Source organism: Cytobacillus gottheilii, assembly GCF_001636345.1.
GTDB lineage: Bacteria > Bacillota > Bacilli > Bacillales > Cytobacillaceae > Cytobacillus > Cytobacillus gottheilii.
Genome location: NZ_KV440945.1, coordinates 4,121,528 through 4,142,064, shown reverse-complemented (window position 1 = coordinate 4,142,064; position 20,537 = coordinate 4,121,528). Strand labels below are relative to the sequence as shown.

General features: G+C 36.5%; 15 protein-coding genes and 3 pseudogenes. 13 read left to right on the top strand and 5 right to left on the bottom strand.

Translation table 11 applies throughout. From position 1 onward, the window contains the following. Positions 1–251: 251 nt before the first annotated feature. The 7 genes and pseudogenes from A6754_RS20145 to A6754_RS22860 all read left to right on the top strand — a co-directional run. Entirely contained in the window at positions 252–2,195 is a 1,944-nt protein-coding gene (locus A6754_RS20145; RefSeq protein WP_257299246.1) for an efflux RND transporter permease subunit, read from the top strand. Between the two features lie 2 nt (positions 2,196–2,197). After that, positions 2,198–4,009, top strand: a complete 1,812-nt coding sequence (locus A6754_RS20140) for a hypothetical protein (RefSeq protein WP_066450121.1) — start codon at positions 2,198–2,200, stop codon at positions 4,007–4,009. A gap of 380 nt (positions 4,010–4,389) precedes the next feature. Further along, entirely contained in the window at positions 4,390–4,734 is a 345-nt protein-coding gene (locus tag A6754_RS20135) for a hypothetical protein (RefSeq protein WP_066450119.1), read from the top strand. Between the two features lie 320 nt (positions 4,735–5,054). Beyond that, complete coding sequence (locus A6754_RS20130; protein WP_066448703.1) at positions 5,055–6,350, top strand: IS110 family RNA-guided transposase; 1,296 nt, start codon at positions 5,055–5,057, stop codon at positions 6,348–6,350. Between the two features lie 483 nt (positions 6,351–6,833). Continuing rightward, the gene (locus A6754_RS20125; RefSeq protein WP_066450115.1) at positions 6,834–7,499 is read left to right on the top strand and encodes an HAD family hydrolase; all 666 of its coding nucleotides are present in this window, start codon (positions 6,834–6,836) and stop codon (positions 7,497–7,499) included. A gap of 201 nt (positions 7,500–7,700) precedes the next feature. Further along, positions 7,701–8,366, top strand: a complete 666-nt coding sequence (locus A6754_RS20120) for an HAD family hydrolase (protein WP_066450114.1) — start codon at positions 7,701–7,703, stop codon at positions 8,364–8,366. A 329-nt stretch (positions 8,367–8,695) separates the two neighbouring features. Then, positions 8,696–8,830 (top strand): annotated as a pseudogene (locus A6754_RS22860) (IS3 family transposase); the annotation flags it as partial. Positions 8,831–8,890: 60 nt separating this feature from the next. Here A6754_RS22860 and istB read toward each other — a convergent pair. After that, positions 8,891–9,610, bottom strand: coding sequence for an IS21-like element helper ATPase IstB (istB, locus tag A6754_RS20110; protein WP_066446112.1), 720 nt, complete (start codon positions 9,608–9,610; stop codon positions 8,891–8,893). Next, a complete protein-coding gene (gene istA / locus A6754_RS20105; RefSeq protein ID WP_066446114.1) occupies positions 9,607–11,112 on the bottom strand; it encodes an IS21 family transposase in 1,506 nt (501 codons plus the stop codon). Before istA ends, istB begins: the two co-directional genes overlap by 4 nt. Positions 11,113–11,262: 150 nt before the next feature. Between istA and A6754_RS20095 the strand changes: the two are divergent. Continuing rightward, positions 11,263–12,476, top strand: a pseudogene (locus A6754_RS20095) (IS3 family transposase); the annotation flags it as partial. 59 nt (positions 12,477–12,535) lie between these two features. Here the strand turns inward: A6754_RS20095 and A6754_RS20090 are convergent. Continuing rightward, complete coding sequence (locus A6754_RS20090; protein ID WP_047945067.1) at positions 12,536–13,543, bottom strand: DUF3231 family protein; 1,008 nt, start codon at positions 13,541–13,543, stop codon at positions 12,536–12,538. Positions 13,544–13,869: 326 nt separating this feature from the next. Next, positions 13,870–15,105 (bottom strand): annotated as a pseudogene (locus A6754_RS20085) (IS110 family RNA-guided transposase). Positions 15,106–15,732: 627 nt separating this feature from the next. Here A6754_RS20085 and A6754_RS20080 point away from each other — a divergent pair. The 5 genes from A6754_RS20080 to A6754_RS20060 all read left to right on the top strand — a co-directional run bounded on the left by A6754_RS20080 (position 15,733) and on the right by A6754_RS20060 (position 19,416). Next, positions 15,733–17,586: a heavy metal translocating P-type ATPase gene (locus A6754_RS20080; RefSeq protein WP_026907431.1), complete on the top strand. Its 1,854-nt coding sequence runs from the start codon at positions 15,733–15,735 to the stop codon at positions 17,584–17,586. 192 nt (positions 17,587–17,778) lie between these two features. After that, positions 17,779–18,012 carry a heavy-metal-associated domain-containing protein gene (locus A6754_RS20075; protein WP_026907430.1) on the top strand — a complete coding sequence of 78 codons (234 nt, stop codon included), beginning with the start codon at positions 17,779–17,781 and terminating at the stop codon, positions 18,010–18,012. Positions 18,013–18,045: 33 nt separating this feature from the next. Beyond that, entirely contained in the window at positions 18,046–18,345 is a 300-nt protein-coding gene (locus A6754_RS20070) for a hypothetical protein (protein ID WP_026907429.1), read from the top strand. 65 nt (positions 18,346–18,410) lie between these two features. Further along, entirely contained in the window at positions 18,411–18,644 is a 234-nt protein-coding gene (locus A6754_RS20065; RefSeq protein ID WP_026907428.1) for a heavy-metal-associated domain-containing protein, read from the top strand. A 64-nt stretch (positions 18,645–18,708) separates the two neighbouring features. Continuing rightward, on the top strand, positions 18,709–19,416 hold the full coding sequence (locus A6754_RS20060) for a Crp/Fnr family transcriptional regulator (protein ID WP_082851762.1): 708 nt from the start codon (positions 18,709–18,711) through the stop codon (positions 19,414–19,416). A 598-nt stretch (positions 19,417–20,014) separates the two neighbouring features. Here A6754_RS20060 and A6754_RS20055 read toward each other — a convergent pair. Then, the gene (locus tag A6754_RS20055; protein WP_066450111.1) at positions 20,015–20,404 is read right to left on the bottom strand and encodes a hypothetical protein; all 390 of its coding nucleotides are present in this window, start codon (positions 20,402–20,404) and stop codon (positions 20,015–20,017) included. Positions 20,405–20,537 lie beyond the last annotated feature (133 nt).

The following is a 20,537-nucleotide window of genomic DNA, read 5'->3' as shown; positions in this document are numbered from 1 at the left end:
ATGATGATTAGTTAGCCAACACTTCAGTTAAATGTGTTGGGCAACGTACATAATGAAGGTAACTGTTTGTTGAATAGCCAACACCGTGTTTATATAATGATAAAGTGTAATGACAAATGACTCAAGAGAGGTGAAAAAAGATTCGTATTGCAGAACATATTATTAAACATAAAAAAGCCGTCTTGCTAATATTTGCTTTAGTTACGGTCCTTTCTACGGTGGCACAGTTCTTTGTGTCCGTCAATTATAATATGGTGGACTACTTGCCGGACGATGCGGGGTCAACCAAAGCAATGGAGATAATGGAGGAAGAGTTCACTGCCACTGTCCCCAATACACGAGTAATGATTTCGGATGTAACTGTGCAGGAGGCGCTTAGCTTTAAAGAAGAATTAACAGCTATTGATGGAGTCTCAGAGGTAATATGGCTAGATGATGTTGTCGATTTAAAGACGCCATTAGAGATGGCTGATCGTGATACAGTTGAGTCTTATTATAAAGATCGAAATGCGTTGTTTTCAATCGCTGTCACATCAGGTGAAGAAGTAGCCATTACAGATGAGATCTATGAATTGATCGGTGAGGAAGGTGCTATTGCGGGAGAAGCGATCAATACAGCTTCGTCTCAAAAAATGGCAGGAACAGAGTCCATGTATGCGGCGATCCTATTGGTTCCCCTGATTATTTTTATCCTTGTCATTTCGACAACTTCGTGGATTGAACCATTGTTTTTCTTAACCGCTATAGGGGTATCGGTCCTGATTAATTTAGGGACGAATATTTTTATTGGAGAAGTTTCTTTTGTCACACAATCTGTAGCACCTATTTTACAGCTGGCTGTTTCTTTGGATTATGCCGTCTTTTTACTGCATAGTTTTTCAGATTATCGGAAGAAAACGAATAGTCCTGAAGAAGCGATGCAGCTTGCCATGAAAAAATCATTTCCGGCAATTACAGCTAGTGCTGCGACTACCTTTTTCGGCTTTATTGCATTAACCTTTATGGAGTTTCAAATCGGTTCTGATCTCGGTTTGAATTTAGTTAAGGGAATTATATTGAGTTTCATTAGTGTTATGGTGTTCTTGCCGGCACTAACGCTTTATTTTTATAAGTGGATGGATAAAACACAGCATAAAAGCTTTGTGCCAAGCTTTGCTGGTACCGGAAAACTCATGATGAAGTTAAGATTTCCGAGCCTATTGCTTGTCCTGATTATTATTGTTCCTGCCTTTTTAGCCCAAAGTAATACTACTTTTACTTATGGTTTAGGTGAGCAGCCAGAAACAACACGTGCCGGCAGTGACTTTATTGTTATAAAAGAGGCGTTTGGTGAAGCGACACCAATTGTGCTTCTTGTGCCAAAAGGGGATACCGCTAAGGAAGCAGAGCTTGTTGAAGATCTGGAGCAACTTGATTATGTCACAAGTGTGATTGCCTATGTTAATAATGTAGGAGCTGTGATTCCGCCTGAATACTTGGAAGAAACCATCACAAGTGAATTTTATTCTGAGAATTACAGCCGCATTATTATTAATACAAATCAGGCAACTGAAGGAGATATTCCATTTTCAATTGTCAGTAATGTAGAGGAAATAGCGGATAACTATTATGGAGATGAAGCATTTAGCTTAGGTGAGAGTGTGACCTTGTATGATATAAAAAATACGGTTGCAACAGATAACATTGTTGTCAATATTTTAACGGTCGTTTCCATTGCTATTGTACTTCTCGTAACGTTTAAATCTATTTCTATACCGGTTGTTTTGCTTCTGACGATTCAATCGGCCGTATGGATCAATCTTTCTATACCATACTTTTCAAATTCGTCGTTAGTATTTGTAGGCTATTTGATTATTAGTACTGTTCAACTGGCTGCAACGGTTGATTATGCGATCCTATTAACAGAAGCCTATAATGAACATCGCAAAGAGATGCCTGCGATGAAGGCGATTAAGAAAACATTAGATGAAAAAACATTCTCGATATCAATATCAGCGGCTATTTTATCAAGTGTAGGATTTATCTTATGGGCAACCTCTTCAAATCCAATCGTATCGTCAATTGGATTATTATTAGGAAGAGGAGCATTACTGGCATTTATCATGGTTGTGCTGCTGCTGCCAGCGATGCTTGTTGTCTTTGATAAGGTGATTAAGAAGACAACAATGAAATCAAATTTTTATGAGGGAGAATGATGATGAGAAAAAAACAGATGTATCGAAGTATGCTTGCTCTTGTAATCATCTTTCCAGTATTTCTTAACAATGGATTTGCACATGACAATGCTTATGCAGAAGCTTCAAAAGGTCAGCTTACTTCGAAGGATGAGGTTATATATGCAACTTTAGAAGCGGGCGGCACATTAGAAGACATCTATGTCGTCAACACGCTTGATGTTGCAGAAGCCGGTGAAATTCAGGATTTTGGAATGTATGATAGTGTCAAAAATTTAACAGATTTATCAGAGATACAGCAAGAAAATGAATCGATTTCAATTCAAGCTCCTGAGGGGAAATTTTATTATCAAGGCAATATGCAGGAAGATACCGATTTACCATGGAATATAAATGTCACTTATTCCTTAGATGGAAATGAAATCAATGCTGCAGACCTTGCCGGACAGTCAGGACAACTGGAAATTTCAATAGATGTCAGTGCAAATGACAATGTAGACACTGTTTTTTATGATAATTATTTGCTTCAGGTTTCTCTTCAGCTTTCAAACCTATATGAAAATATTGAAGCCTCAGGCGGAATGATTGCTAATGCTGGTGAGAATAAGCAAGTGACATTTACCGTAATGCCAGGGCAGGAAGATACGCTTAGCGTGCAGGGTGATGTTCATGATTTTGAGTTTCAAGGAATTGATATCGCTGCTGCACCATCCACTCTGCCGATTGATACATCAGAAATTAATAATCTAACAGATGATATGGGTGCTTTAACAGATGCGATTTCTGAACTTAATAACGGAGTTGCTGATTTAAGGACTGGAGTGTCTCAATTAAATAACGGAGCAACTTCTATGAGAAGTGGCTCCAGTGAATATCTCAATGGCATAAATCAGCTAGACGGTTCTTCATATGAGATCATTAATGCATCTAAAGAGATTGGCGGAGCATTAAGTAAGATGAACAGTGCCTTATCATCGGGTTCATCATCGAATATGGACCTAAGCAGTCTAACTGAATTGCCAAAAGGCCTTTCAGAGCTTGCTGCTGGTTTGACCCAAGCTGCTAGCGGGTTAAATACTTTAAGCGATCAATATGCAAAAAGCTATCAGGCGTTAGATGCTGCAATTGCCGAAATTCCTGCAGGGCAGCTGACAGAGCAGGAAATTGCAGGTTTGTATGCCAGCGGTGCGGATGCAAAAGTGCTGGATAAGTTAATCGCGACATATAAAGCCGCGCAAAAAGTGAAAGCAACTTATTCTGCTGTCAAGGCAGCATTTGCTGCAGTACAGCCTTCATTAGATGAGTTGAATGGGAACATGAAGACGATGAGCGGGACATTATCTTCAATCTCTGAGAATCTTACTGGTTCTTTACAAGATATGGATATGAGCGGATTGGGAGAACTGCAAAAAGGATTGGCGGCATTATCCGCTAATTACAGTGAATTTCATTCTGGTTTGGTAGGTTATACTGGAGGCGTTAACCAGCTTGCTTCTTCTTATAGCCAATTGCATACAGGTATAACAGGTATTGCAAATGGAACAAGTGAATTAAATGAAGGAACAGCTGCTCTTCAAGATGGAACAGCTCAACTATATGAAGAAACAAAAGATATGCCAGCAGAAATGCAAGCGCAAATCAATGAAATGATTGGTGAATTCGATAAATCCGATTTCACCCCTGTATCTTTTACATCATCAAAAAATGAGGACGTACACTCTGTTCAATTTGTCATTAAAACAAGTAGCATTGAGAAGAAGGAAGAAGAAACAAAAACGGCAGAGCCTGAAGAAGAAAAAGGCTTTTGGGATTTGCTGCTGGATTTGTTTAGATAAGAACATGTGCGGAGATTTTGACTGGAATTAAAGAGCAGTAAATCATAAACAGGCTGATACAGAAGGATTAGGTCTAGTGATATATCCGAATGATTAGAACATAACAGTTTACTAATCATTCGGGTTTTTTTGTTGCTTTTTAAAATACGATCTTTTCTTGAGTGAAATGGGAGCGAATGACACCCGACTCCAAAAGGCCATAGAGGAAGGTTTATATTCAGGAGAGCATCCAGCTTTCTCGCCTGTAGATTTAAAAGAAAGTTGTACCGTTCTTATGTAACAAACGGCGCAGGTTTGTTTAATTTAAATCAAAAAAATTGGGAGAATTTGTTATAATATTATAATGAACAATCACTTAGAATTCACAAGGAGTTGATTCAATGTCAGATGCTCTAACTTTGTTAATCGGATTTCTGGTGAATGGGTTAATAATAGCTATTTTATTGAACATTAAGAAAATGAATTCACAAAAAGTAAAGCTAACTATTTTAAGCATTATTTTCATTCCCATAATTGCTATAATCCCTGACCTTGGATATCGGATGGATAATGACTTTGGGTATTATTATTTTGGTTTTCCAGCAGATGCTTTAGTTTATCGGGGAGGATCGTTATATACGTTAGAATCACTCGGCTTGGCATTTAACTTTTTCTTCTTTTATTGGATACTTAAACTAATATATAAATCTTGGATACTTTTGTTTCCTGTAAAAAAAGAATATTGATAAGGAGTTATGTGGCGGCACTAGCTCCAAGTTGTAGTGACTAAGGGTCAAGGTTTACCTTTAAATTAACAACCCATATAACCTAACGTAAATAATGCAGATAAGTTTATTATGCTGAGAGTGCGTTAATGAAAAATAGTTAAGTGCTTTTTATGAAGATCCAACTGCCAAATTAGGCAGATTTTCTTATGTAATAAAAGGGGCAGCATTCCTGTAATAAGTGAAAATGAGATTTGATAGAAAAAAGACCTCTTGATAAGATAAATGTGTCCTAAGCCGGCTAGCTAAAAGGGACAAAATATCTACTCGGAGGTCTCAAAATGAATTATAACCAAAATCATAAAATAGCTCAAATTACACCAAAAACCTTAATCATTGGTATTGATATTGCCAAACATCATCATGTAGCTAGAGCACAGGATTATCGTGGAATAGAATTAGGTTCTACTTGCTTTTTTGATAATACTCAAGAGGGAGTCAGGACATTTATTAATTGGATTAATCAAATAAAAGATTCATACGAAATGGAGTCTGTCATTACTGGAATGGAGCCAACAGGCCATTATTGGCTCAATTTAGCTCATATTTTAAAGGAAGAACAGATTAAGTTCGTCACGGTCAACCCCTTACACGTCAAGCACAGTAAGGAGCTAGACGATAATTCTCCAACTAAGAATGATGTGAAAGACGCAAAAGTCATTGCACAACTAGTCAAAGATGGTAGATACTCCGAACCAACGATACCACAAGGAGTTTTTGCAGAACTGCGTGTGGCTAAGAAATTACGTGATCTATTAAATGTAGACTTACAAATAGTGCAAGGACAGGTACACAACTGGATTGATCGATATTTTCCAGAGTTCTTTACCGTCTTTAAAAGTTGGGAAGGGAAGGCAGCTCTTCATTTATTAAAGCTTGAAGCATTACCGGAAGAACTGGTGAGATATACAGAAGAAGAATTGCTTGAATATCTTAGGCAAGCAGTGAAACGAAGTATAGGGATTAAGAAGATTCGTGCTTTAAAAGAAGCAGCCAATCGCTCGATTGGCATCCGTCAGGGTGCCATGATGGCTAAAATGGAGTTAAGAACGTTAATCCAAAAGTATGAACTCATTCAAAACAAGTTTGAGGAACTTGACCAAACTCTGGATACACTACTTCAAGATATTCCAGGCGTTGATCAAATGTTAGAAATAACAGGAATTGGCCGCGATACAGTGGCGGGTTTCTTCGCTGAAGTAGGCGATTTGAGTGAATACAATCATCCTCGCCAGATAACTAAACTGGCTGGACTTAGCTTAAAAGAAAATACATCAGGTAAGCATAAAGGGAGAACCAGGATAACCAAACGTGGTCGAAAGAAATTACGAGCATTGTTATTCCGGGCATCTATGATTCTAGTAGCCAAGAACAAAGCCTTTAAAGCCCTCCATCATTACTACACAACGAGACCTGAAAATCCGTTGAAAAAGATGCAGTCTTTAATTGCTTTATGTAATAAGATCATCCGTATACTCTTCTCTATTGGTAAGAAACAGTTTGTGTTTCAAGAAGAGAAGATGTTGAAGGACATCCCCCATATGCATGCATTTATCCAAGAACCAATAGCAGCTTAATCACTATTAAACTAACGATTTAACCAATAGATTTGAAAAGATGAACAGACAAAATCAGCATGGGATTAGTTGGCAACGCAACTAACGTAAGGACTTAGATCCTGTGGGGCAGCATGACTGACATCCACCTTATGGAAAGGTTGAACGAAGGAATGTAGGAGCGTAGACTCTGTGAGACTTGGGAGGGTAGACCCCCATAAGAAATGTGGATATCCATTGGTGCGTACATACCTATTTATCCAACTTTTAGAAATTAACCGAAGGTTGGCTAGTTTCTTGCGCTCATTTTCTTCGTAAACAGCTTGATTGTGTACTTTTCTCTCTAATCAAATCTGTAAAGTAAAATAAGTTAGATAGCAATACGGTGAAAAACTGCGTATTTAAGAGAAAAGTGTTTGTTTATTGAGGGAGGTTAGTTGAACTTATTTACTTTCATAATGGTAAGATTGAGTTTGATTAACTGTTAATAGGGGGAGGTCTCATATGGATAAATATAAAGTAATTTTATTTGATTTAGACGGAACACTTTCAGACCCAAAAGTAGGAATAACTAAATCCGTTCAATATGCGTTACATAAAATGGACATTGTTGAGTCAAATATTGATAAACTAGAATGTTTTATTGGACCACCATTACAAGTGTCATTTGCTGAATATTACAATTTTGATGAGGCGAATTTACAAAAAGCAATAGCTTTATATAGGGAGAGGTTTAAGGAAAAAGGAATGTTTGAAAATGACTTATATTCAAATATTCCCTTGTTATTAAAATCGTTAAAAGACCTAGGATTTACTTTAGTTATTGCGACTTCAAAGCCTACTGTTTTTGCTGAGCAAATACTAAAGTATTTTAATATTAACCAGTATTTTGAACTTATTGTAGGAAGCAATCTTGATGGAACAAGAGCATCAAAAACTGAAATCATTCAATACATATTAGATAAATATACTGCATATAAACCTAGGGACTTTATTATGATTGGAGATAGAAAGCACGATATTATCGGCTCAATTAATACTGGAATTGACTCTATTGGAGTTACTTATGGTTATGGTTCATTTGAAGAATTAAGACATGCTAACCCTACTTTTATTGTCGATAATGTTGACCAGATAAAAGATATTCTGATGGGTAGCAAAATGGAATAAATAGCATTTCCGCAATCAATTATGGAGGGTGTTGATCCAGTAAGGATAATGCTTCTTTTTTGCTCTGGTACTAAAGGGACAGCATTCCTGTAAATAGATGAAACTTTGCTTATGGTAGAAACGGGGCAGGTTAGTTGAACTTATTTACTTTCATAATGGTAAGATTGAGTTTGATTAACTGTTAATAGGGGGAGGTCTCATATGGATAAATATAAAGTAATTTTATTTGATTTAGACGGAACACTTTCAGACCCAAAAGTAGGAATAACTAAATCCGTTCAATATGCGTTACATAAAATGGACATTGTTGAGTCAAATATTGATAAACTAGAATGTTTTATTGGACCACCATTACAAGTATCATTTGCTGAATATTACAATTTTGATGAGGCGAATTTACAAAAAGCAATAGCTTTATATAGGGAGAGGTTTAAGGAAAAAGGAATGTTTGAAAATGACTTATATTCAAATATTCCCTTGTTATTAAAATCGTTAAAAGACCAAGGATTTACTTTAGTTATTGCGACTTCAAAGCCTACTGTTTTTGCTGAGCAAATACTAAAGTATTTTAATATTAACCAGTATTTTGAACTTATTGTAGGAAGCAATCTTGATGGAACAAGAGCATCAAAAACTGAAATCATTCAATACATATTAGATAAATATACTGCATATAAACTTAGGGACTTTATTATGATTGGAGATAGAAAGCACGATATTATCGGCTCAATTAATACTGGAATTGACTCTATTGGAGTTACTTATGGTTATGGTTCATTTGAAGAATTAAGACATGCTAACCCTACTTTTATTGTAGATAATGTTGACCAGATAAAAGATATTCTGATGGGTAGCAAAATGGAATAAATAGCATTTACGCAATCAATTATGGAGGGTGTTGATCCAGTAAGAATAATCCTTCTTTTTTGCTCTGGTACTAAAGGGGCAGCATTCCTGTAAATAGATGAAACTTTGCTTATGATAGAAACGGGGCAGGTTAGTGGAATAATGGCTTTCATATATCTAGTACACTCACCATTTCTTAAAGGAGATTTGGAATACTCCTTTGAAAAACAAAAAAGCTACCGTACTTTTAAAATGTACCCTATAGAGTAGACACTTTAAAAAAGTCTACCTATAGGGTATTTTTTTGTATAATGACAAATAGACAACTAGTAGAAATCGGGGAAAACATCATGAGTAAAAAAACATTCACAGAGAAAGAAATCAAAGAATTATCCATTAATCCTTTTGTGAAAGCTGTAAGTGCTAAGGGAATTACCTACACAGATGAATTTAAACGCCTATTTATCGCTGAGAATGTATTTGGCAACTAAAAAATGCATAAAACGGCAATTAAAAATGTATCCACTTGTCAACGAACTCGTTTACTAATTTTGTAAAATAGATTCTCTGTAGCGATGACTATCACCATTAAACACTACAAGATGCGAATGGTGAATGAGTCGGTCAATAACTGCCTCTGTCAATATAGGATCGCCAAAGACATGATTCCATTGACCGAACTGAAGATTAGTTGTTATGATGATACTCTTTGCCTCATAACACATCGAAATGACTTGAAATAGTAATTCTCCTCCCTGTTTATGTAGGGGAATATAGCCCAATTCATCAAGTATCAAGCAATCTAGTTTTTCAATCTGCTTAAACAGTTTGCTTAACGTACCCTTTTCATTGGCATCAAGAAGACGGTTGACCAATCCTGCCACTGTGTAGAACTTTACTGATTTGCCATACTTCTGTATGGCATTTAACCCAATCAGTGTGGCTAGATATGTTTTCCCTGCCCCTACTCCACCATAGAAGATGGCATTCTCTTGTTGGTCCATAAATTCTCCATTCAATAGAGAATCCTTTGTTAGTCCTCCAGGCAATTGTACTTCTGTCCAATCAAATGGCTTTCCTTTAACTTTAGGGAGGGTAGCCTGAGTAAGTAATAAATTGGCTTTTCGCTCCTCCCTTTGTTGGATTTCCTCCTCAAAAAGCTTTAGTAAAAAGTTTTCATTAGTTGTTGCTTCTACCTCGTGGTAATGTTCCCTAATCCAACTGAGTTTTAATCGTTTCGCATAGGACTGAATCTGCTGGTTCAATGTTTTGTCACTCCTTTATGGAGCTGGTCATAAAGATCAAGTCCTCTTGTAGCTTTAGGTAATTCAGGTAACGGGATTGTCGGCTTTATCTCACTACGTACTCCACGTCCATTAATAAGTTGGTAGAATACTTGTTTAATTGCCTCGACAGAGGGATGTCCTTTCTCTGAAGCGGTGACAAGAGCTTTCGTTATTATGGTGAAATCGTAATCTTTTAATATAGTCGATAATAATCGCAATGCTTCCGGTTTTTCAGATACCGTGCAGCACTCAAAATACACCTTCCATTCCTCAGGTAGTTGATCATAAAAACTGGTATACTTTAGTGCCATAGGGCGTTTGGCCATTAAATTTAAATAAGGCTGCCATTTCATCGACTTGCGGTATTGCCCGTACAGTCGAGAATGACTCACTACTAATTGATGATCATCATTTAAGATCTCAACGGTATTGTAGGATATCTTTACTAATACCTTGCTTTGTGCATATCTTGGTGAAGTGGAGTACAGGTTCAAGTCCAGTTTAATATAACCATATTTATCAGCTTTCAACGTTTCATATCTAACACAATTGTATTCTTTAGAAGGTAAAAGTAGAAAGGCTGCTTTATCTTCTTCAAATAGGTCAGATATTAAGCTTTCTTTTTGGTAATGCTTTCGATTTCTGTCACTCTCAGCTTTTTCCCATAACTTCATATTTAGCTCATCGAGCTCAATAATAGAAAGACTAGGAAGGAGAAAGTTATTTCTCACATACTTTACCATGGATTCAACGTGTCCTTTTTCATTGCCACTGTTGGGATTACAAAACTCGCACTCAAACCCATAATGCAGTACGAAATTTTGGAACTCATCCGTTAATTGCCGTTCTCCATTCGGCAAGATCTTCTTTACGGCAGGGGATAGGTTATCAAAACGTATGGTTTTTGGTACTCCTCCCATATGATGAAACACTCTCTTCATTCCTTCTAAGAAACATTCCTTGTTTTGCGAAGGAAAGACCTGAAAATAAAATCCATTACTTGAAGGGAAGGACATCACTAGAAATGGCAAGACTAACTCTTCACCTGCATATATAAACGGAGCCTCCCCGAAGTCCACCTGTGCTGTTCCTGGAATAGATTCTAATGGAAGTGCAGCTTGAGGTGACTCCTGCAGTAACTCCTTCTTCTTGAATGAAACATAATTCCGTACACTACGATCAGAGCCTTTGAATTCATGAAGTTCTTTTAACAATTCCCACATTCTCTTAGCCGTTCTTCGGAACTTCTTTTTCTTCCTCAAGTCTTCCATAATCCAATCATCTAGGATAGATTTTACTGGGCCTAATACCGGTGCTTGTCTTTGTTGCACTTTTTTTACCTTTTCGTTAAAGTCCTCCATGTCCGCATATTTCTTAACTGTTCTAGGATCCTTCCCCATTCTTTTAGCTACATCTGTATAATTGCAATCTTTATTATTAACCTCGTGTCTGATATACTTAATCTCGGCCACTGCCAACATCTCCTTAATACCTCCTGCGCTTGTTTGTCCCAACAGGAAGTGTATGTGTATTTTGGAATGTTGACAAGTGGTTTTTTTAATTTGTACAGGCCCCCTCGGGGCCTGTACAAATTAAATGCCGAACCTTACATTTTTATAATGCCATAAACAGCTGAGAAGGAGAGCGGCAAATTCTCTAGACAGATCTTTGAAGAGGCTGGATTTGATATAGATATAATTGGTATGACACGTATTCATGCCGCTAGTAAGAGATGGAATGCTGCTTTTAAAATGAACGGAGTTTTGGGGCTCAGTGATACAAGGAAGGGCAATTCCGGGAGACCTAGAGAACGGGAGTTATCCCTTGAGGATAAGAATGCTCGACTAGAAGCACAAATCAACCTGCTTAAGGCGGAAAATGAACTTTTAAAAAAGATTCGATTCGCGGAAAGGGGGCTAAAGAAGTAGTCCTCTCTCCAAGTCAAAAGTTCATTCTCATTCGTTCCGTAATAGAGAAATATAAGCTAAAAAAAATGGTGAGATACCTTTGTGGGGTCGCAGGAATTTCCAGAAGTGCCTATTATAAATACTACTCTCCCGAGTCTCAAGAGCATAGAAAACAACGGGAAGCAAGGGATGAAGAACTGAAAGAAATCATCTTGAAAGCATTCCGTCATAAGAATCGAAAGAAAGGGGCGCGTCAAATTAAAATGACTTTGGCGGGTCAATTTAAGATTGTCTTTAACTTAAAAAGAATTCGAAGAATCATGAAGAAGTATAACATCGTTTGCCCCTTCCGGAGGGCGAATCCATATAGGCGTCTTATGAAGGCCACCCAGGAACATTCAGTGGTCCCGAACCTCCTGAAGCGCCAATTCAATCAGGGTAAACCAGGGAAAGTGCTGTTAACAGACATCACCTATTTGAACTATGGAAAAAGTTCCAGAGCGTATTTATCTATGATATTGGATGGCTCCAGCGGTGAAGCTCTTGCTTACAATGTGTCTGACAGAATGACTATTGAATTAGCCACAGATACCATCAAAAAGCTAAAGAAAAACAAAAGGTTTAAAAAACTTAAAGATTCACTCATCCATTCGGATCAAGGGGTTCACTATACCCATCCTCAATTTCAGAAAATGATTAAAAAACTTGGAATCAGGCAATCAATGTCCCGAAGGGGTAACTGTTGGGATAACGCCCCCATTGAATCTTTCTTTGGACACCTGAAAGACGAAACCTCTATTAAATCCTGCCTGACACTAGAGGAAGTACAAAAGGAAATTAAGCAATACATGACTTACTATAACCATCATAGATATCAATGGAACCGAAAAAAGATGACCCCTGTTCAATACAGAGATCATCTTTTAGAAGTAGCTTAGGCTTTTTTTAAATGTCCTTTACAAAGGGTACAATTTACTTTGGTAGCTTTATTTTTTTTTTAGTCTTGAGCAAGCTTATCTCTATTTAGTGCAACAGGAGGTTTCTCCATCCACTCATTTTTTATCATAAAGGTTTTTATATTTTCTTCATATTGATACACATCTGCAATTATCTTTGCATATGTAGTTTTTAAATCTTTTCGGATACTTACTGCTGCACTATATCCATAACTGGCGATACCATCACGATTAAGTTGGTCTAATAGATAAGATATTAATTTATCTGAAAAAGGAGATGTTTTACCATCCAAAACATTCGTATCCCAAGTCATTGAAATAGGCAAATCATTTTGAACTAAAATATCACCTAATTTGTCTATAATATTTAAAGATAATTCTTTTCCATGTTGCAATAAACTCATTAATTGCTGATTAGATGTAGATTGTATAAATCCAATTAATAAGTTTTTACCAATATAATTCATAAAAACATTTTTGTGTAGCTCATTTGCTTCTCTTGCCGTTAATTCTCGATTATCATTAAAGAAGTTACCCAAAAATCCTTTATCTGCAATTGGGTTTGTTTCATGAGTGGAGGTAATTGAAGGAGGTCTTACAAATACTCCCTTTTCTAATAGAATAGTTGTTGTACGTTCAAATAAATTTGAAACGTTTTTTAATTGTTCATGGAAAAAATTGCGGATATCCTCCCTTACTGAATCGGATAGTGCCATACTTGTTAAGGACATTCCAATTTTAGACATATTATTTAAATAAAATAGTATAAAAACATCCGTATACATCTTAGGGGCATTTGGGTTTAAATCATCTTTAATGTTAAAGCCTTTAGGGATTGGATAGTTTTCACTTCGTAGAACAGATTCAAAAAATTGTACAGCAGATTTAGAAATAGAAACCGCCTCACTACAAAGAGATTTAACTTCTTCTAGTTCTGATGTTAGGGTAAGATACTCCAAAACAACATTTGACATACTATTATTCATGAACTGTTCCCAACAGTGTGCTAACTCACCCGCAGTTAACTTTGCAGCCTTTTTATTATCCATATAATCAATTCCTTTTTAAGATTAATTTTATATTCTATAACAAGTATCTGGTATTTTTTTATCAATTATGTATTATTGCATGGAAAATTAATAATTTTTTGGTTTGTCAAGGGAGATATCATAACTAAGAGGGCTTTTCAAATATTCAGCAATGGGGGACTTTAAAAAAGTTTGTGAAATATTGTACTTAAACGAAACCAGCTAATAGTTTGTCAATAAATATATTTTAAATTTATAATCACTAAATGCTATACTAAAAATGCACAACTCAAATAACCCTCCTGATTCATTTTGGAAGGTTTTAGTTGTATAGGAAAATGCTGTTACTAAATAGTTTCTTGGAATGGAGTTTTCGTTTTTAACATCGCATAAATCCAGTGTAAAAGCTTATTAGCACATGCAATAATGGCTACCTTATAAGGCTTACCTTCTTCACGTTTTAAATCGTAGAAGGCACGTAATCGCTTATTTCGCGCAATGGTTTCTTCAGTTGTTTTCTTTTTACGACTATCGCGAATGGAACACCGAACTGCTGTGAAAAGCATGTGGCGAAGCCTTGCAGAGCCTCGTTTAGTAATATGATGCTTCGTGCCTTTAAAGCGACCTGATTCAAATACACTAGGATCGAGTCCTGCAAAGGCAACTAACTTTTTGGGATGACTAAACCGATCAATTTCCCCAATTTCAGAAATAATCGTTGCAGCGATTTTTTCACCTACACCGGGAATTGGTTGGAGTAGTTCATATTCTTCGAGTTGTACTGCTAACTGATCAATCTCACGCTCCAACGTAGAAAGCTGTTGGTGGTACACTTGAAGTAAATCAATATACATATTTAGACTGACAAGAAGGCTTTGATAAAGCGTTGACTGATATGGGTTGCGTTCTGCGGCTGCGATTCATCCCTCTGCTTTTTCAAGCGCCCAATTAAACGATCGTGCTTTACAATGCCTATCAATAAATTGTGCAATTTCCTCCACACAAGCTTTTAAGACAGTCTCCGAGGTAGGGAAAGTTTGTAAAGTTCTTAATGAAACCTCGGCATACAGATCGCCAAAAACGCCTTTATACTCTGGAAATACTTGATCTAACACAGATTGAAATTGAAGCTTTGGTTGAACCATAATTCCCGTCATATTTTCATGTTGTCTTGTCAGATACCGAAGGTTTAATAACTGAACACCACGCTTTTTCTGCGGCTCTAAATCCTCTTTGTAATACAGTTCGCCTAAGTGATAAGCATCAATGGCATCTGTTTTGGTTTTTCTTAAACTAGAACTTTTTGCTCGGTAAGATACCAATGGATTTACGATAATGACAATGTACTCTCTTGCTTCTAAAAACTGTACAACTGGGGCATGATAGTGACCCGTTGATTCCAAGACAACTGGTGGTTTCATCCCTGTTTGATGCTCTAAATGTAGTAAATAAGAGTATAACTCTGTTAAACCATCCACCGTATGTTCAACTTTCACACTGTTTTTATAGGGTATTTTTTTATCCAAGAACATTTGAACCTGACTTTCACCTTTAGCTACCTCCAGACCAACAACTGGATTCATAAATTATCTCCTCCTAGTGTAGTGGATTGACCGGTAACCTCTATCTAGCTTGTCATTCAGATCTTCGCGTGTTATACGGGTTCATCAAGTCCCAACCAGCCTAATCATGTGTTAACAAGTAGAGGGCGAACAGTTTAGTTGTCGGGATCAAGTCCCACGGGTGCTTCCGTTCTACCCCGGCTACTATCAATCTATAAATTGAATAAAAAATAGTCAACCAGGTTTCTCTGGCTGACCTTATAATACGATCGGGTGCTTTCCTTAAGTAAAAGGGAAGCCTTTTTCTTATGTCGCTAAAGGGGCAGTTTAGTTGAGGAAGAAAAATTAAATATTAAGATAATAATGCTCAGAATATTTTCTGAGCGTTTTAGTTTGCTGTTTATAATGCTTTTCTAAAGCCTGCTGAATAAAGAATGAACAATATAATGAATTTTTGTGATTGTATGTCGGTGTTCGATAATATATAAGAGTTATTCCGTAAAACAGTTGGTTTTGTTTTGCTGTTCTTTATAATTTTTCACTTTTACAATAGAACTTGATTCGAATCAATTTTTATTTCATAGAAACATCCTATACTAGAGTCATCAACAAGGAATACAAATGAAAATGAAATTGGAGGGAATCAACATGCAAAGATATATATTAAGTAAAAAGAATTCTATTACACTGATCAGTGCAATTTTGATTGCATTTGCATTCTTCGGACGATTTTCCTTAGACAACATGGCCATTTTCAATTGGTCGCTCATCATTGCATCCATTCTTGGTGTGGCGCCGATTGCAATCCAAGCCTATCAGGCATTAAAAGTAAAAGTTGTCAGTATTGATGTTTTAGTTACCATTGCAGTTATTGGGGCAGTATTGATTCAAAATTATGAGGAATCAGCCATCGTTACTTTCTTATTCTTATTTGGTTCTTACTTGGAGCAACGTACCTTGAACAAAACACGTTCTGCCATTAAAGAATTAACAGAGCTGGCACCAGAAAGCGCTTTAAAGCAAATGGAAAACGGAGAATTTGAAGAAGTAGATGTCGATGATGTAGACGAAGGTGATATTTTATTAGTTAAAACGGGTGCAAAAGTTCCGGTAGATGGAACAGTGTTAACTGGTGAAGGTCACATTAATGAAGCAAGTATTACTGGAGAATCTCTACCTGTAAGTAAAAAGGTTGATTCTGAAGTATTTGCAGGATCTATCTTAGAAAATGGAACGATCCAAATTCGAGCTGATCGTGTTGGAGAAGATACAACATTTGGTAGAATTATCGAATTAGTGGAAGAGGCACAGGATTCAAAATCAGAAGCAGAACGTTTCATTGACCGATTCTCAAAATACTATACACCAGCTGTGTTAGTCCTTGGTTTTATTGTTTGGTTTTTCTCAAAAGATATTGAACTAGCTATAACGATTCTTGTTTTAGGATGTCCAGGTGCATTAGTTATCGGGGTTCCTGTATCCAACGTTGCCGGTATCGGAAACGGTGCACGTAATGGTGTCCTCCTAAAAGGTAGTGAAGTTATCAATGACTTTAGCAGAGTAGATACTATCGTTTTTGATAAAACAGGAACATTGACAGTAGGAAACCCTGAAGTTGCCGAAAAAGAATTTTACGGAAAAAATACTGAAGAGGTTCTAGGATATTTAGCAAGTGTGGAGCGTGAATCGGACCACCCACTAGCGAAAGCTGTTCTACAGGATATTGGCGAGACAACTTTCTCTACTGTTGAAGAAACCGAAGTCGTTAAAGGTGGCGGAATTGTAGCAAAAATAGGTGTTCATCGTGTAGCCGTTGGTAACGTAGCTTTAATGGAAAAGGAAAATGTGAAATTAAGCGAAAAAGCTAAAAAAGACGTCGAACGCTTTGAGAAAAATGGGAATTCTCTTGTGTTAACTGCGGTCGACGGAGAATTAAACGTTCTGATGGGTATTCGGGATCAAATCCGTCCAGGTGTTAAAAAAGATCTTCAAAAACTGAAAAAACTAGGGGTCAAAAACCTTGTCGTTCTTTCTGGGGACAACCAAGGAACCGTAGATTTAGTTGCTCGAGAACTTGGGTTAACAGAAGCACATGGTCATATGCTACCGGAAGGAAAATCTGCTTATATCGAAAAAATGCAAGCAGAAGGCGGGATCATTGCCTTTGTCGGTGACGGAGTGAATGATAGTCCTTCACTAGCCTTAGCAGATATCGGAATCGCCATGGGAAGTGGAACAGATGTTGCAATTGAAACATCAGATGTTGTTTTAATGAATTCTGACTTTAGTCGTTTACCACACGCATTAGGCTTAACAAAATCAACTTCAAGAAACATGAAACAGAACATTACCATTGCAGTTGGTGTGGTATTAGTCTTACTTGCCAGCCTACTATTTAGTGAATGGATGAATATGTCAATCGGGATGTTGGTTCACGAAGCAAGTATCTTAGTAGTCATCTTGAATGGTATGAGATTGCTTCGATACCGTTTGAGAGAATAATTTTAATAGAAAGCAGTCTTGATGAATGATAAAGGGGAAGTATTCAGGTAGGAAGAACAAAATACTCCCCTACTTTTTCTTAAAACTTGATTTGCATCAATTTCATTTCGTTGAACCTGAACTATACTTAAATTGTAAAGAAGAAGAGGGAAAACAAAAAAATCAAAGATAAGATGAAAGGAGAAATAATTCATGCAAAAAGCAGTTATTCAATTAGAAACATTATCTTGTCCATCTTGTATGCAAAAGATTGAAAATGCGGTGAAAGGATTAAACGGGGTTAATCAAGATAGCTTAAAAGTATTATTTAATGCCAGTAAAGTAAAAGTAGATTTTGATTCAGAAACGATCACCATTAACGATATCGAAAAAGCCATTGAAGACTTAGGATATCCAGTCGTCAAATCAAAAGTAAAATCGGCCTAAGACCAAAAAACCACAAGAAAGAGGGAACGAATAATGTCTGAACAAACATTTAACGAAGTAATAACAAACCATTTTGAAAAGCTGGATTTATACACCACTGCAATTACACGGGCCCATGGTAAGAATCACCCAGAAGCCTTTGAAGTACGTGAATTGTTTGAAACAATTAGTGGAAAAGTAAAAGACGCAGGTACGAACAAACCTGACTTAGATGCTGAATTTGCTCAATTACGAAAAATCACAGACAACTACACCATTCCTGGAGATGTATGTGAAACGTATGCAGGCACATTCGAGATGTTATCAGAAGTAGATAAAGCATATCAGGCTTAAAGTAACTCAAAAACAAAAGAATAGATTGGTTTACGGTCGTTAAAAAATGAAGGGGGAAATGATTTATGCAAAAAGCAACGATTCAATTAGAAACCTTATCTTGCCCATCTTGTCTCCAAAAGATTGAAAATGCGGTGAAAGGAATAAACGGTGTGAATCAAGATAGCTTGAAAGTAATGTTCAATGCAAGTAAAGTAAAAGTAGATTTTGATTCAGAAGCAGTCGCTATTAACGATATCGAAAAGGCAATTGAAGACTTAGGATATCCTGTTGTCAAATCAAAGGTAAAACCTGCTTAATCGAGTGAATAGAAAGAAAGCCTAGGATGCCCTCTTAGGCTTTTTATAAAAGGGAGAGGTTATTTTGGAACAAAACCAATGTTGTCATCACCAACATGGACATGCAGAATGTATTCGTATTGTTCCCATTTTCAACCATTTGGAAGACTCACAAATGGATTTGATTGCGGAATCTGCCAAGACACTTCATCTTAAAAAAGGGGAAATGTTATTCCGTGCAGATGAGGAAGATGATACCTTATATATTATCAATTCAGGTAAGGCTCGGATTTACCGCTTATCGGATTCTGGAAAAGAACAACTTGTTCGCATTTTAAATCCTGGTGATTTTACAGGTGAAGTCGCCATTTTCCAACCTGGAAGGATTCATGAGAATTATGCGGAAGCACTACAAAATACATCTATTTGTTTAATTAAACGAGGTGATTTACAGGAGTATTTGGTGGAATATCCGCAGATCTCATTAAAAATACTGTCAGAAGTAACGATGCGTTTAAAGGATTCTGAAAAACAAACCACACAAGTAGCGATTGAAAATGTAGAAACCCGCATTATATCCTTTTTAGCTGAGAATATTGAAAAGGGAAGTGGCAATAGTCCAACGATTATCTTACCAATGTCCAAAAAGGATTTAGCCTCGTATCTTGGTACCACACCAGAAACAATCAGCCGTAAATTTACTACTCTAGAAGAACTTGGATTGATTAAACAGTTACCGAAAAAGAAAATTAAAATAATGGATTTAGATCAATTGTTACTTCATACTGAATAAATATAAGCAGAGTAGCGTGCCATCATTAACGTGTTAAGTTTAATAGTACAAAACATAAAATAACAAACCTTTTAGCAATCCAATTAGCATATAAAATGGATTGCTAATTTTTGTTGATTTAACAATGTTTATCTACAAAAAGAAAGAGAAATGGCTACTTATTTGGCACTTATTTTACCAAGATGACATAAACTTGTGTCAACTGCATAATTCATTAGCAAAACACCCCCTAATAACTAAGCTAATTCCTCTGATAAATAACTAAGTAATTGGCAATTTATGTTAAAATTATAATTTGGATTGTGAATTAGTGTACTTAAAGTAACGGGTGCTATCGTTCATGTTGGGCTGCCTAAAATAGGCGGCTTTTCTAATTCCATAAACGGGGCAGGTTTGTTGAAGAAGGAGTCCGCCACTCTTAGTGCGTAGTAGGCAATTATTTCTATAATTTCCTACCCCCTCCGTTTTTGAATCAATTACATAAGTAAATGATAATAGATAATACTTGGCTTATATCTATTATCATTTTTTATATATTTTTAATAAATACTGCTCTACTTTTAAGCATATGATAATCACAAATAAAATATAAAGAAGCCTAATTCTCTCCCTTGATAAACAATGTTAATAGGAAAAATAGCAGAAAGCTCACAAGTAATGCAACTCCACCACCAATATAAATGAATAAAGTAACGCCCTCAGGTAGATTAAATGGTTTAACCATATATAACCACATTCCTACTGTTAAACCTATAGAGCCTATAATTGCGCTCCAAACATGCAACTTTGTCAAAACTGTTTCTGTTGTTTGGAAAACCTTATAGAAAACTGCCCATCCGAAAAGAGTTAACCAGCCAACAACGAGGATATGTGCATGAACTGCACGAAATGCATATGAACCAGAACCTGCCATATGTGCGCCTAATATTGCTCCAATCAACCCAAAAACTCCGGCAAATCGTAATAGAGTTTTACTATTTTTATTCATACAGAATTCCCCCTCCATTTGTTCATCCAACTTTTTAAATCAATCATCTATAATGTACTTCCTGAATATGAACGGAATATGAACAGATGATTATAAAAGGGGGAATGCAAACCAATTGATTGATTTGCATGAC

Coding starts and splice junctions, on each gene's coding strand:
- A6754_RS20140 (WP_066450121.1), top strand. CDS start 2,198: ATGAGAAAAAAACAGATGTATCGAAGTATGCTTGCTCTTGTAATCATC.
- A6754_RS20145 (WP_257299246.1), top strand. CDS start 252: ATGGTGGACTACTTGCCGGACGATGCGGGGTCAACCAAAGCAATGGAG.
- A6754_RS20130 (WP_066448703.1), top strand. CDS start 5,055: ATGAATTATAACCAAAATCATAAAATAGCTCAAATTACACCAAAAACC.
- A6754_RS20135 (WP_066450119.1), top strand. CDS start 4,390: ATGTCAGATGCTCTAACTTTGTTAATCGGATTTCTGGTGAATGGGTTA.
- A6754_RS20120 (WP_066450114.1), top strand. CDS start 7,701: ATGGATAAATATAAAGTAATTTTATTTGATTTAGACGGAACACTTTCA.
- A6754_RS20090 (WP_047945067.1), bottom strand. CDS start 13,543: ATGGATAATAAAAAGGCTGCAAAGTTAACTGCGGGTGAGTTAGCACAC.
- A6754_RS20080 (WP_026907431.1), top strand. CDS start 15,733: ATGCAAAGATATATATTAAGTAAAAAGAATTCTATTACACTGATCAGT.
- A6754_RS20075 (WP_026907430.1), top strand. CDS start 17,779: ATGCAAAAAGCAGTTATTCAATTAGAAACATTATCTTGTCCATCTTGT.
- A6754_RS20070 (WP_026907429.1), top strand. CDS start 18,046: ATGTCTGAACAAACATTTAACGAAGTAATAACAAACCATTTTGAAAAG.
- A6754_RS20125 (WP_066450115.1), top strand. CDS start 6,834: ATGGATAAATATAAAGTAATTTTATTTGATTTAGACGGAACACTTTCA.
- A6754_RS20055 (WP_066450111.1), bottom strand. CDS start 20,404: ATGAATAAAAATAGTAAAACTCTATTACGATTTGCCGGAGTTTTTGGG.
- A6754_RS20065 (WP_026907428.1), top strand. CDS start 18,411: ATGCAAAAAGCAACGATTCAATTAGAAACCTTATCTTGCCCATCTTGT.
- istA (WP_066446114.1), bottom strand. CDS start 11,112: ATGTTGGCAGTGGCCGAGATTAAGTATATCAGACACGAGGTTAATAAT.